The organism is Rathayibacter sp. VKM Ac-2762 (assembly GCF_009866585.1).
Taxonomy (GTDB): Bacteria; Actinomycetota; Actinomycetes; order Actinomycetales; family Microbacteriaceae; genus Rathayibacter.
Genome location: NZ_CP047419.1, coordinates 2,917,016 through 2,929,412, shown reverse-complemented (window position 1 = coordinate 2,929,412; position 12,397 = coordinate 2,917,016). Strand labels below are relative to the sequence as shown.

Genomic DNA, 12,397 nt, shown 5'->3' with positions numbered 1-12,397 from the left:
GGTGGCTAGGCCTTCGCCGCGGCGGCGTTGACGGCCTCGACCAGCTGCTCGGGGTCGCTCTTGCCGGCCAGCAGGTCGACGACTCCGACGTTCAGCGCGTTGCCGACGTTGAGGCCGTAGACGGTGTCGAGCCACTGCGAGACGTACGGGGCCGAGTTGTAGGCCTCGAGGATCTGCTGCAGGTACGGCTCGGTGACCGCCTCCTGCGCCACGGTGTTCACCGGGGGCGCGTTGAAGGCCGCGTAGTACTCCTTCTGCACGTCGGAGGTGGCCAGGTAGTTGAGGAAGTCGACGCACTCGTCGGGAGCGCCCGCGGAGCAGGAGTAGCCGTCGACGCCGCCCATGATCGCGCCGGCCTCGCCGTCGCCGCCGTCGATCTCGGGGAACGGGAACCAGCCCAGGTCGGGCAGCGGCTTCTCGTCGGGGGTGAGGGAGGCGATCACGCCCGGGTCCCACGCGCCCATGAGCTCCATCGACGCCTGGTGGTTGGCGAGGAGTCCGGCCGAGCTGCCCGCGCCCTGCTGGGCGGCGGTGGTGAGGAAGCCCTCGTTGAACGGCTCGGTCGCCGCGAAGTCCTGCAGGTCCTCGCCCGCGCGGACCCAGCAGTCGTCCGAGAAGTCCTTGGTGTCGGCCGCCTCGGCCATGGTGTCGGCGCTGCACTCGCGCAGCGCGAAGAAGTAGTACCAGTGCGCGGCGGGCCAGGCGTCCTTCGCGCCGAGCGCGACGGCCTGGGCTCCGCTGCCCTTGATCTTCGTGATCGCCGAGTCGAGCTCGTCGATGGTCTTCGGCGTCTCGGTGACTCCCGCCGCCGTGAAGAGGTCCTGGCTGTAGAACAGGCCGCCCGGGAGGACGGCGACCGGCATCGCCCAGACCTTGTCGTCGAGCGTGTTCGCCGAGAACGAGCCCTCGGGGATCTCGCTGCGCGCCTGGTCCGAGATGCCGCCGGTGAGGTCCTTCAGCTGTCCGCCCGCGACCATGGCGGCGAGCTTGCCGCCTCCGCGCTGGAGGAAGACGTCGGGGGCGTCGCCCGAGTTGAGCGCCGTCTGGAGCTTGCCGTCGAGGTCCTCGTTCTGGATGGCCTGCGACTCGATGGTCACTCCGGGGTTCGCGGCCTCGAAGTCCGCGATCGTCTTGTCCCAGAACTCCTGGCCGGGGCCCGTGGTCGAGTTCTGCCAGAGGGTCATCGCGACGGTGCCGTCGCTCGATCCCGAGTCCTGGGCCGAGCAGCCGGTGAGGGCCGCGACCGTGCCGAGCAGGGCTGCTGTCGCCACTGCGATCTTCCTGAACTTCATCGTCCAACCGTTCTCTTCATCGAGGGCGCCGCCTGGTGCACCGGCGCCGTGGGGGTTCCCGCCTTCGCGGGTGGAGTCAGTGTCCGCAGTGCTTGCGAAAGTGGTCAAACGTTTTCGAAATGGTTTTCGAAGCACGGGTTACAGTCGGCCACATGACCACCCGACCGACCATCCACGACGTCGCCGCTGCCGCCGGCGTCTCGGTGGCGACGGTGTCCAAAGCCGTGAACGGCCGGTACGGCATCGCCCCCTCCACCGCCACCCGCGTGCTCGAGGTCGTGCGCGAGCTCGGCTACGAGTCGAGCCTCGTCGCGAGCAGCATGCGCTCCCGGCGCACGGGCGTGATCGGCGTGCTCGTCGCGGGGTTCGAGCCGTTCAGCGCCGAGATCCTGAAGGGCGTGGGGTCGGTGCTGGCGGAGTCGCGGTTCGACCTGCTCGCCTACTCCGGCTCCCACGAGGGCGAGCAGGAGGGCTGGGAGCGGCGCTCGCTCAGCCGGCTCAGCGGCACCCTCATCGACGGGGCGATCATGGTGACGCCGAGCGTGGTGAGCGCCCCCTCCGACATCCCGCTCGTCGCCGTGGACCCGCACACCGGCCGTGCCGACCTGCCGACCGTCGAGTCCGACAACTTCGGCGGCGCCCTGCTCGCCACCCGCCACCTCGTCGCCCTCGGGCACCGCCGCATCGGATTCGTCGCGGGCCGCGGCGACCTGCGCTCGGCGAGGCTGCGCGAGGCCGGCTACCGGGCGGCGCTGGCGGAGGCCGGCATCGCCTTCGACGAGCGCCTGCTGCGGGTGGGCAACTACCACCGCGACACCGCCCGGCGGCCCGCCTCCTCGCTCCTGTCGCTGCCCAACCGGCCGACCGCGGTCTTCGCCGCCAACGACGTCTCGGCGCTGGCGATCATCGAGACCGCCGCGCACCTGGGCCTCGCCGTGCCTCACGACCTGTCGGTGATCGGCTTCGACGACGTGCCCGAGGCCGCCCGCTTCGATCCGCCGCTGACCACCGTCCGCCAGCCGATGCAGACGCTCGGAGCGACCGCCGCCGAGATGCTGATCGCCCTGATGGCCGGGCGCGAGCCGCGCTCGCTGCACGTGCAGCTGCCGACGCAGCTCGTCCGCCGCGCGACGACGGCACCGCCGGCATGAGCGGCGACGGGACCGCCGGCATCGGCGACGAGCTGGAGGACGACGGCCCGACCGCGGTGCACGCCGCCCTCTTCGACGCGCTGGAGCTGGTGGACCTGCCCGCGCTCGAGGCGCTGCTCGACGAACGCTTCGTGATCGAGCACCCGACCGGCCTGGTGCAGTCGCGGGAGGAGTGGCTCGCCGACATCGACGAGGCGCGCAAGGAGTACCACGAGATCGACCACGTCGAGAGCGCCCTCTCGGGCGGCGCCGCGCACCCGGTGCTCACCTCCCGCACCATCACCGAGGCGACCATCGGCCGCCTGCACGCGACCTGGCGGCTCCAGCTGACGAGCCGCCTCGTCCGCCGCGACGAGGGGTGGGTGATCACGCGGACCGTGGTGACGAGCTGGTGAGGCGGGCGGACCGGCGCGTCCGCGGCCGGCTGCGGGCGCGGCGGGCAGGATCGACACCGTGCTCCTCCAGGTCGTGACCCGCTCCGCCCGCCCGGCCGCCGAGATGTTCGACCGGGCACGCGACATCGACCTGCACACCGCCTCGCAGGCCGGCGCTCGCGAGCGCGCGGTCTCCGGGACGACTACCGGGCTGATCGGCCTGGGCGAGCACGTGACCTGGAGCGCCCGGCACTTCGGCGTCCCGCTCCGGCTGACCAGCACCGTCACCGCGCTCGACGCCCCGCACTCCTTCGTCGACGAGCAGACCCGCGGGCCCTTCGCGACCTTCCGGCACGAGCACCGCTTCGAGTCCGACGGCTCCGGCTCCGGCTCCGGCTCCGTGATGATCGATCGGCTCGAGTACTCCGCGCCGCTCGGCGTCCTCGGGCGGATCGCGGAGCGGCTGGTGCTCGACCGGCACCTGCGGCGGCTGCTGGAGGAGCGCGGCGCGTTCCTCGCCGGGGGCGACCGGTGAGGCTCCTGATCCGGACCCTGCTGACGCTCGTCGCCGTCGCCGGGGTCCTCTCGCTCGCGACGACCTCGGTCCTGTTCGCCCTGTCCTCCCTCGACACCGGCCGGGACCCCGGCGAGCTGCTCCTCCCGCTGGCCCGAGCGCTTCTGGCGGCCGCCGTGACGGCGGCCGTCGGCGGGCTCCCCTACTCCGCGGGACGGGGTCGCGCGCCCTGGCCGGTCCTCTCAACCGCTTCTACGGTCTGCATCCTCGCGATCGCCTGGCTCATGGTCTCGATCGCGGCGTGGACCGACGCGGGCGACGGGACGGACGCCGTCGTCGCGCTGCTGACCGTGGTGCCCGCCGCCTGCTGCTCGATCGCCGCGGTGCCGGTGAGCGAGCTGGTCCTCCGGGTGGGAACGCGCAGGATCGGCGCCCGCTAGCGGATCCGTCCGCGCCGCTTGACGTTGACGCTGCGTCAACCCGTACCGTCGCTTCCATCGCCACCGGAGTCCCCGGCGACGCGGAGACGGAGGGCACTGTGGAGCAGGAGTGGACCGTGCACGAGGTGGCGCGGCTGGCCGGCACGACCAGCCGGACGCTTCGGCACTACGGGGCCGAGGGACTGCTCCCGGCAAGCCGGGTGGGCGCGAACGGCTACCGCTACTACGACGCCGCCGCGCTCGTGACGCTGCAGCGGATCCTGCTGCTGCGCGACCTCGGTCTCGGGCTGCCCGAGATCCGGCGGATCCTGCGGCGCGACGCGGAGCCTGTGGCCGCTCTCGAGCGGCACCTCGACGTGCTCCAGGAGGAGCGCCGACGGCTCGACCGCCGCATCCGGGCGGTCACCGGGACGATCACCACGATGAGAGAAGGGAACGGGCCGATGGCCGAGGAGATGTTCGACGGGTTCGACCACGGGGAGCACCGCGAGGAGGTGGAGCGCCGCTGGGGTGCTCCGGCGTACGCCGACGGCGACCGCTGGTGGCGCTCGATGAGCGCGGAGGACCGCGAGCAGTGGCAGCGGCGGCAGGCGGACCTCGCCGACGCGTGGATCGCCGCGGCGGCGAGCGGGGCGGATCCGACCGGGGAGGAGGCGCTCGCGCTGGCCGAGCGGCACCGCGCCTGGCTCGCCGAGGTGCCGGGCACGCCCCGCGACGCGACCGGCGGCCCGAGCGACGAGTACCTGCTCGGGCTCGGCGAGATGTACGTCGACGACGAGCGGTTCTCGGCGCACTACGGCGGAGTCGCCGGCGCCCGGTTCGTTGGCGACGCGCTGAAGGCGCTGGTCGAGCGGCGGGGATGACGGAGGTTCCGTCGGCCGGGACGGGACACTGCTCCGGAACGGCATGATCGCCTCATGGGACGCATCCGATTCAGCAGTCCGGGCTGGGACGAGGACACCGATCGGGGGCCCGCGCCCGACCCCGACCGCGGCCGGTACTCCCGGGACGACGGGGCGAGGTTCACCGCGATCGCGCTCACCTGCCTGTCGGTCCTCCCCGCGATCGTCCTCACGGCCGCGTTCCTCCTCGTGCGGCTCCCTCCGCTGGACCGCGACGACCAGCCCGACTGGACGGCACCGGCCGCGGACGTCCTGGCTCCGTGGCTGCTGCTGTTCCTGCTCCCGCCGCTGGTCACGGGGCTGCTCGCCCGTCTGGTCGGCGGGCGGGACTCCTCCCACGGGTTCGGTCGCTCCGCCGCGGTCTGCCTCGTGGTGATGGCGCCGTTCCTCGGGCTCTCGGCCCTCTCGCTCCTCGGCTAGGCGCTGCCTCTCACGCCTGCAGGACCACCGCGCCGTAGTGGGTGCCGGCGCCCGTGCCCACCAGCAGCACCGACTCCCCCGGCTGCACGCGCGAGCGGTGCAGGGCCAGCGGGATCGCGCTGCCGATCGTGTTGCCGACCTCGCCGAGTGTGATCGTCATCCGGTCGCGACCCCAGAGGCGGGCCATGCCCTCGAGCCCGGCGGCGCTGGTCTGGTGCGGGACCACGCGGTCGATGCCGGGGAGCCCGGTCGAGAGGCCGGGCCGCACCTCCTCGAGGAACGCCGGGAAGTGCCGCAATGCGTCGACGAGCAGCGCCTTGCCCTGCATGTCGAAGCGGAAGTCGGCGAGCCGGTCGGGCGCCTCCTCGATGCGGATCCGCGAGCCGAAGCCGCGCAGCTCCGCGTGGCGCACACCGCTCGGGCGGGTGCGGAAGTGCGTGGTGACCAGGCCCTGGCCCGGAGTCTCGGCGCGGCCGATCACGACGGCGGCGGCCGCGTCGCCGAAGAGCAGGGCGCTCTCGGGCTGGCCCGGGTCGATGCCGCGGCTGCCGCAGTCGGTCGAGACGATGAGCACGGTGTCGGCGCGACCCGTGGCGAGGAGGAACCCCGCCTCCTGCAGAGCGAAGAGGAACGACAGGCAGGTGGCGCCGACGCTGTACGCCGAGACGTCGTCGAGGCCGAGGCCCGCCGCGAGCAGCGCGCCTCCGTCCGGGATCGCCTGCAGCTGAGTGCCCGAGGCGTTGAGCACCACGTCGACCGTGTCGAGCCCGGCCGCCGCGAGCGCCCGGCGGGCGGCGAGCAGGCCGAGCTCCAGCGGGTCCTCGTCGTCGGTGACCCAGTGGCGGGTGCGCACGCCGGAGCGGCGCTCGGCCTCGTCGGCGGGCAGGCCGCCGAGCGCGGCGACCTCGGCGGTCGTGACGATCCGCTCGGGCAGCGCTTCGCCCGTGCCGAGGATGCGGAGCGGGAGGAGGTCGGGCACGCGGGCCCCTTCCTGCCCCGGGACGTGCGGAGCGAATCCCTGTATAGCGCGCCTCTGCACTTCTGCGTGCCGTGTCGGCGCGGTTTGACGGCACGGGCCCCCGCCGACACCATGGTCCCGGAGCGGGGGACGGATGGACGCGCGCGGTTTCTGGGTGGTCGTGCCCTTCCTCGACGAGGAGAAGCTGCTCGGTGGCGCCCTCGACGCGCTCGCCCGCCAGACCGATCCGGACTTCACCCTCCTGCTCGTCGACAACGGCAGCACCGACGGCTCGCGCGCCGTGATCGACGAGTTCCGCCGCCGGTGCCCGGAACGGCAGGTCGCCGTGATCGACGAGGCGCAGAAGGGCACGGGAGCCGCCTCCGACACCGGCTTCCGCCACGCGATCGCCGAGGGCGCGACGGCCGTCGCCCGCACCGACGCCGACTGCCTGCCGAGCGCCGACTGGGTGGCGCGCCTCAAGGCCGACCTCCGCGGCGGCGCCCGCTTCGTCGGCGGCCGCCTGTCCCCGCGACGGGACGAGGCCGTCTACCGCTGGTACGACGGCGTGCTCGGCACCGCGCTGATCCGCCTGATGGAGCACGCGCCGGCCGTCTTCTACCGCCGCCCCGGCCAGCGGTACCGGATGTTCATGGCCGCCGGCTGCAACCTCGCGATCGACGCCGCGCTGTACCTCCAGGTCGACGGCTTCCCGCGCTCGAGCATCGACGACACCGACGAGGACCTGGAGCTGCACCTCAAGGTCTGCCAGGTGATCGGGCGGAGCGAGGCGCTGCTCGACAAGGACGCGGTCGTGCTGATGTCGATCCGGAAGGGCAAGGCGCTCGGGTACCTGGGGATCCTGCTCTGGTACTGGGGCCGCAAGCGCGGGCTGGAGGTCGTCGATGTCCGCTGAGCGCCGGCGCCGCGTGCTGATCACCGGGGCGACGGGCTTCCTCGGCGGCTACGCGGTGCGCGAGTTCCTGGCCGCGGGCGACGACGTGCTCGCCACCGGTCGCGCCCCCGAGGCGCTGGCGCGGCTGGAGGAGGAGGGCGCCACGGTCCTCCGCGCCGACCTCGCCGAGCTGGGCGCGACGACCGTTGAGGCCGACGTGCTCGTGCATGCAGCGGCGCTCTCGAGCCCGTGGGGCACGTGGAGCGAGTTCGAGCGCGCGAACGTCGCGGGGACGGAGGCGATGATCGCGCTGGCCGAGCGCTGCGGGATCCGCCGGTTCGTCTTCGTCTCGTCGCCGAGCATCTACTCCGCCCGGCGCCACCAGTACCTGGTGCGGGAGGAGGAGGTCGACACCGGCAGCCGGATGAGCCTCTACATCCGCAGCAAGATCGAGGCCGAGCGGCTGCTGCAGGAGGCGCACCGCGCCGGCCGGATCCCCGAGCTGGTGATCCTGCGCCCCCGCGGCCTGATCGGCGTCGGCGACCCCAGCCTCCTCCCCCGCTTCGTCGCGGCCAGTCGCCGCCGCGGCATCCCCCTCTTCGACGGCGGCCGGAACCCCGTCGACATCACCTGCGTCGAGAACGCCGCGCACGCGCTGGTGCTCGCCGCCGACGCTCCCGTGGCCGACGGCGGCGTCTACAACATCACCAACGGCGAGCCCGCTCCGCTCGGCGACCTCCTCGAGCGCTTCTTCGCCGCGATGGGCGAGGAGCCGCGCTTCATCCGGGTGGACCTGCGCGTGCTGACCGCGCTCGCCGAGATCCTGGAGCGGGTCTACCGGCTGCTGCCCGGCCGCGAGCCGCCGTTCACCCGCTACACCGTGGCGACCCTCGCCTACGCGCAGACCCTCAACATCTCGCGGGCGCGGACCGAGCTCGGCTACGAGCCGACCGTGCCGCTGGCCGAGGGCATCCGCCGGGTCGGCGAGCACCTGAGGGGGACGCGTGGCTGAGTCGTCGCTGCAGGTGATGGCGTGCGGGAGCACCGTCTTCCCGCTGTCCCGGGTGTTCCGCGGGAAGGGGCTCCCCCGCCGCGTCTTCCCCTCGAACGTCTTCCTCTACACGCACGCGAGCGGCCGACGGGTGCTCGTGGACACGGGCTACCCGCCGACGTTCCGCGGAACGGGCCTCGTCGGACGGCTGTACGAGCGCATCCTGCCCGCGACGGTGCCGGACGACGAGACCGTCGACCAGCGGCTGCTCGCCCTCGGCCTGACCCCGGCCGACGTGGAGTTCGTGGTGCTCACGCACCTGCACCCGGACCACGTGGGCGGCGTGCGCTGGTTCCCGGACGCGACGTTCGTGCTGTCGTCGGGCCAGGTCGCCGCCGTGCGGCGGAACCGCGTGCGCGAGGGGATCTTCCGCGCGCTGCTGCCGCCGTGGTTCGCGGCCGGGATCGTGGCGGACGAGCAGCCCGCGACGACGATCGCGGGGCTGACCGGATTCGACCTGTTCGGCGACGGGTCGCTGCTCGTGGTGCCGCTCCCGGGGCATGCGCGCGGGCACCTGGGGGTGCTCGTCGAGGGGCGCGTGCTCGTGGCCGGAGACGCAGCATGGGGGCGGGAGTTCCTCGGCTGGTCCGGGCGCCTGCGCCGGCTGCCGCGGTTCATCAGCGACGACGCGCGGTCGCACGAGCGGACGTCCGAGTTGCTCGAGCGTGTGGAGGCGGCGGGGGTGCGGCTGCGCTTCTCGCACGACGCGTATCCGGAGGGGGACGTGCGGCTGGGTGGGGCGGCGGCGAGTGGCGGACAGGACCTCATCGACCTCGACGGTGAGAGCTCCCGTCTCCGCTAGACGGGAGGCGACTCAGGTTCACGGGGTCCTCGGCGGATCAGTCGTTCGAACGTCCCGCGAGAGGCCCCGTCACCGGGCCTGTCGTCGGGCAGGTCTTTCGGGACGCTGCGGACCGCGAGATCTCGAGTTCCGGTACTCGACCAGGCGGCGGTCGTCAGCGGGGCAGGTGCTCATAGGGGACGCGGCGGCTCAGCCAGGCGAGCAGCCCGGCGGCGAGCGCCGCGATCGCCGCCGGGATGAGCAGCAGCCAGAGGGCCGAGGTCACGGCGACGAGGACGAGCGCCGCCGCAGCGACGCCGGCGCCGATCGCGAAGTTCCAGCGCACGTCTGTCGCCACTCCGCCCTCGGGACGCGCCCACAGCACGACGAGGGCCGTCGCGATCGGCCCGAGCAGCAGCCCCAGCACGAACCAGCGCCAGCGCGAGCGGCCCTTCTGCTCGGCCAGACCGGCGGTGACGATCGCGAGTCCGAACCAGATCCAACCGGAGTCCTGGGTGAGTGTCATGCGTGGAGCCTAGGGCGCGGGCAGGATCGCCCCGGCGAGGTCGCCGATCGGGAGCGTGGGCCTGTCGCCCGCGTCTCCCGCCCAGCGGTCCCCGGCGCGGCTACCGACCTCCACCGCTACCCGGGCACCACCGCGAAGGCGACTCCGACGACGACGCCCAGCACGAGAGCCACTGAGCCGAACCCGATCAGGAGGGCGAACGTCAGCGGACGGGTCTCCCGGAAGCTCATCGTGCCGGGGATCAGCTCGTTGATCTCGGAGGGGCTGAGCGTCTTCTCCGGGGCGGGCGGCGCCTCGGTCTCCCGCCGACGAGCGGCTCCGGTCAGGCGCGCCCACACGCTCCGGCTACCGGTGTGCACGCCACGCGCCGCCGGCAGGAGCGGCGTCGTCACGGCGGCGACGACAGCTCGCAGATCCTCGATCTCCCAGTCCGACCCGCGGAGCCGCAGCGACCGGCTCTCGTCCGACAGGAACAGGATGAGCGACGGGGGCAGGTTGATCCCCTCACTGTTGGGGCCGGCGGGCACCCAGGCGAGCAGCGCCTTCACCGACGGGTCGGCGCGGTCGAAGGTCACGACCCTGCCTCGAGCGTCCGTGCACTCGATCGTCCGGTCCGAGATCCGCAGCGACGCGCTGGCGAGGAACCGCCGGTTGCGGAGCGCCAGCACTCCGACGATCACCAGAGCCACCACGGTGGCGAAGCCGAACAGCCCGAGGTAGACGGCCAGCGCGGCACCGCGGTCGTCGGCGACCACGACTCCCCAGACGCTCCCCGCCAGCAGGACCAGCGCGGGGAGGACGGCGACGGGCCTCAGGCGTCGCGACTCGTTCTTCTGCCGGGCCCTCGAGGGCCGGAACTCGCGAACCGGCTCCGAGCGGTCCGCCCGTCGCCGCTCCATCAGACGGACGCGACGGACGGAGAGCCGGTGCGGACGCGGTTCCGAAGAGGGTCGTCGAGGATGCGGCGCATGGCGTCAGGGTAGCGGTGGCGCTCACCAGCGCCGCCCTCGCCTTGGGGGCCTTGGATTCTTCGCGCGGCTGTAGCGCAGCGACCGCCGAAAGCGAGGACCACCGCTCCTTCTGTGCTCCCGGCGACGCCGATAGCCTTCGCCCGTGACCTCCTCGACTCGCGCACTGGACCTCGCTCGTGCACGCCTCCGGATCGGAGTGCTCGCGTTGGTCCACCTCGTGGTCGCCGTCAACCTGGTCCCGTTCGGACTGTTGAGCTACGCCTCCGAGAACTATCCGGCCGTCGATGAGTGGTCCGACCTGTCGACGCTCGGGCGGGCCGTCCAATGGGCGGCCTTCGCTCCGTGGGTGCTCGTCGTCATCACTCCCGTCGTCTCGTTCATCGTCGTCCGTCGCCTCTCCGCCCCCCTGAGGAGCTTCTGGATCACGCCCGCCGCCGGCATCGCCGCCACCGTTGCGATCCACTTCGTGTCCTACCTCTTCTTCGACGCCCCTCGCCCAGTCACCGGAGGGTGAGCGGACGCGGCGCGCCTGTCGGTCCGCGCGGGATGTCACCGCACGACAGGTCGCCCCCCTCCCGGGGTACCGCCGCCGAGCACGATCATCCGAGCGAGGGCTCGTCCGGGTCGACAGACTGGGCTGGTGTCCTCACCGATGACGATCCGCGCCGTGCCGACCTCGGCCCAGCGTGAGGAGATGCACCTCAGGCTCCATCTCGCAGAGAGCAGGCGAGTGCTGCCTCTCGCGGCCGTCCCCGGCGATCGGCCTCCTCAGGACCTTCCGTACCGGGCAGCGCGCTCGACGCACGCGGGACGCCGGGCGCGGCGGCAGCCCGCCGGGGGCCGAGCGCCCTGACGCGACTCCCGCGCCGCCGGCGACACGACGCCCCCACTCGACGCCCCACGTACCCACTCAGACAGGACCTGCCATGACCTCCTCCCTCTCCCACCCGGCGAGCCGCTGGGCGCTCGACCACATGCCCCTCACCGCGCAGGCCGTCCGGGAGCTCGCTCCGGTGCTCTCCGGGAAGAAGCTGGCGATCTGCCTCCACGTCGAGCCCAAGACCGCCGCCCTCGTGTCGCTCCTCGTCGAGGCCGGGATGGACATCGCTCTGACGGGCTCGCCCGGAACCACGAAGGACGACGTCGCCGACGACCTCCGCGCCCTCGGCGTGCACGTGCACACGCAGCAGAGCGACGGCGAGGCGGAGCACCTCCGCAACATCGAGAAGGTGCTCGAGCACGATCCCGACCTCACCCTCGACAACGGCGCCGACCTCACCCTGCGCCTGATCAATTCGGGCGTCCCGGACCACTACCTCGGCGGCACCGAGGAGACCACCACCGGCGGCATCCGCCTGCGGGAGAACAGCGCGACCCTCCCGCGACCGGTCGTCGTCATCAACGACTCCCCCCTCAAGCTGATCGTCGAGAACGAGTACGGGGTCGGCCAGAGCGTCGTCCAGGGCTTCATGAACGCCACGAACCTGATGATCCCCGGCACGCGCGCCGCGGTCATCGGCTACGGCCCGTGCGGACGCGGAGTCGCCGACACCCTCGCGCAGCTCGGAGCGCGGGTCTCCGTCGCCGACGTCGACCCGATCCGCTCGCTGCAGGCGATCCTCCGCGGCCACCGCGTCGGACCCGTCGCCGACGTCCTCTCGGACGCGCAGTTCGTCTTCACCGCCACCGGCGCACCCGGCGTCATCGGCGCCGCGGAGATCGACGCGTTCGCCGACGGCGCCGTGATCGCGGGCGTCGGCCACTTCCCGTGGGAGATCGACGAGGACGCCCTCGCGGCCGCCACGGAGTCGACCACCGAGTTCGCCGACGGACAGCGCCGGCAGGGCATCCGCCTGAAGAACGGCAAGCGGATCGTCCGCCTCGAGAACGGCCGGATGATCAACCTCACCGCGGCCGGAGGGAATCCGATCCAGGCGATGGACCTCGGCCTGACCCTGCAGGCCCGGAGCCTCGCCGCTGTCGTCACCGCGGACCTCGACGCCGCCGTGCAGCCCGTCCCGGCCGACGTCGAGCACCGCATCGCGACCGACCTCGTCGCCCTCCTCAGCCGCTGAGGGGCGCCGGGCAGGAGGGGCTCGCCGGGCGCAGCGGGTCGGGATCG

General features: G+C 73.0%; 15 protein-coding genes. 11 read left to right on the top strand and 4 right to left on the bottom strand.

Features of this window, described 5'->3' with window-relative positions; genetic code table 11:
• Positions 1 to 5: 5 nt before the first annotated feature.
• Complete coding sequence (locus tag GTU71_RS13825) at positions 6 to 1,292, bottom strand: extracellular solute-binding protein (protein ID WP_104350552.1); 1,287 nt, start codon at positions 1,290 to 1,292, stop codon at positions 6 to 8.
• A gap of 152 nt (positions 1,293 to 1,444) precedes the next feature.
• Here GTU71_RS13825 and GTU71_RS13820 point away from each other — a divergent pair, with 152 nt between their 5' ends.
• From GTU71_RS13820 to GTU71_RS13795, 6 genes are all read left to right on the top strand, one after another.
• Positions 1,445 to 2,443 carry a LacI family DNA-binding transcriptional regulator gene (locus GTU71_RS13820; RefSeq protein WP_159940601.1) on the top strand — a complete coding sequence of 333 codons (999 nt, stop codon included), beginning with the start codon at positions 1,445 to 1,447 and terminating at the stop codon, positions 2,441 to 2,443.
• The gene (locus GTU71_RS13815; RefSeq protein ID WP_104226345.1) at positions 2,440 to 2,838 is read left to right on the top strand and encodes a nuclear transport factor 2 family protein; all 399 of its coding nucleotides are present in this window, start codon (positions 2,440 to 2,442) and stop codon (positions 2,836 to 2,838) included. Before GTU71_RS13820 ends, GTU71_RS13815 begins: the two co-directional genes overlap by 4 nt.
• A 58-nt stretch (positions 2,839 to 2,896) precedes the next feature.
• Positions 2,897 to 3,352 (top strand): SRPBCC family protein, encoded by a 456-nt coding sequence (locus GTU71_RS13810; protein ID WP_347877596.1) that lies wholly within the window; start codon positions 2,897 to 2,899, stop codon positions 3,350 to 3,352.
• Positions 3,349 to 3,771, top strand: coding sequence for a hypothetical protein (locus tag GTU71_RS13805; RefSeq protein WP_159940599.1), 423 nt, complete (start codon positions 3,349 to 3,351; stop codon positions 3,769 to 3,771). The genes GTU71_RS13810 and GTU71_RS13805 overlap by 4 nt, the downstream gene beginning before the upstream one ends.
• A 98-nt stretch (positions 3,772 to 3,869) precedes the next feature.
• Entirely contained in the window at positions 3,870 to 4,634 is a 765-nt protein-coding gene (locus GTU71_RS13800; RefSeq protein WP_159940597.1) for a TipAS antibiotic-recognition domain-containing protein, read from the top strand.
• A gap of 54 nt (positions 4,635 to 4,688) precedes the next feature.
• The gene (locus GTU71_RS13795) at positions 4,689 to 5,093 is read left to right on the top strand and encodes a hypothetical protein (protein WP_159940595.1); all 405 of its coding nucleotides are present in this window, start codon (positions 4,689 to 4,691) and stop codon (positions 5,091 to 5,093) included.
• Positions 5,094 to 5,103: 10 nt separating this feature from the next.
• Here GTU71_RS13795 and GTU71_RS13790 read toward each other — a convergent pair whose 3' ends face one another.
• The gene (locus tag GTU71_RS13790; protein ID WP_159940593.1) at positions 5,104 to 6,072 is read right to left on the bottom strand and encodes a 3-oxoacyl-[acyl-carrier-protein] synthase III C-terminal domain-containing protein; all 969 of its coding nucleotides are present in this window, start codon (positions 6,070 to 6,072) and stop codon (positions 5,104 to 5,106) included.
• 133 nt (positions 6,073 to 6,205) lie between these two features.
• Between GTU71_RS13790 and GTU71_RS13785 the strand changes: the two genes are divergently transcribed.
• The 3 genes from GTU71_RS13785 to GTU71_RS13775 are packed head-to-tail and all read left to right on the top strand — an operon-like array spanning position 6,206 to position 8,799.
• Positions 6,206 to 6,967: a glycosyltransferase family 2 protein gene (locus GTU71_RS13785; protein ID WP_159940591.1), complete on the top strand. Its 762-nt coding sequence runs from the start codon at positions 6,206 to 6,208 to the stop codon at positions 6,965 to 6,967.
• Positions 6,957 to 7,958, top strand: coding sequence for an NAD(P)-dependent oxidoreductase (locus GTU71_RS13780; RefSeq protein WP_159940589.1), 1,002 nt, complete (start codon positions 6,957 to 6,959; stop codon positions 7,956 to 7,958). The genes GTU71_RS13785 and GTU71_RS13780 overlap by 11 nt, the downstream gene beginning before the upstream one ends.
• Positions 7,951 to 8,799, top strand: coding sequence for an MBL fold metallo-hydrolase (locus tag GTU71_RS13775; RefSeq protein WP_159940587.1), 849 nt, complete (start codon positions 7,951 to 7,953; stop codon positions 8,797 to 8,799). Before GTU71_RS13780 ends, GTU71_RS13775 begins: the two co-directional genes overlap by 8 nt.
• 154 nt (positions 8,800 to 8,953) lie before the next feature.
• On the opposite strand, the gene GTU71_RS13770 is transcribed toward GTU71_RS13775, so the two are convergent.
• Positions 8,954 to 9,304 (bottom strand): hypothetical protein, encoded by a 351-nt coding sequence (locus GTU71_RS13770; protein WP_104226336.1) that lies wholly within the window; start codon positions 9,302 to 9,304, stop codon positions 8,954 to 8,956.
• A gap of 116 nt (positions 9,305 to 9,420) precedes the next feature.
• The gene (locus tag GTU71_RS13765) at positions 9,421 to 10,203 is read right to left on the bottom strand and encodes a hypothetical protein (RefSeq protein ID WP_159940585.1); all 783 of its coding nucleotides are present in this window, start codon (positions 10,201 to 10,203) and stop codon (positions 9,421 to 9,423) included.
• 214 nt (positions 10,204 to 10,417) lie between these two features.
• Between GTU71_RS13765 and GTU71_RS13760 the strand changes: the two genes are divergently transcribed.
• Positions 10,418 to 10,789, top strand: a complete 372-nt coding sequence (locus tag GTU71_RS13760) for a hypothetical protein (protein ID WP_104224916.1) — start codon at positions 10,418 to 10,420, stop codon at positions 10,787 to 10,789.
• 412 nt (positions 10,790 to 11,201) lie between these two features.
• Positions 11,202 to 12,350: an adenosylhomocysteinase gene (locus GTU71_RS13755; RefSeq protein ID WP_159940583.1), complete on the top strand. Its 1,149-nt coding sequence runs from the start codon at positions 11,202 to 11,204 to the stop codon at positions 12,348 to 12,350.
• Positions 12,351 to 12,397: the final 47 nt, after the last annotated feature.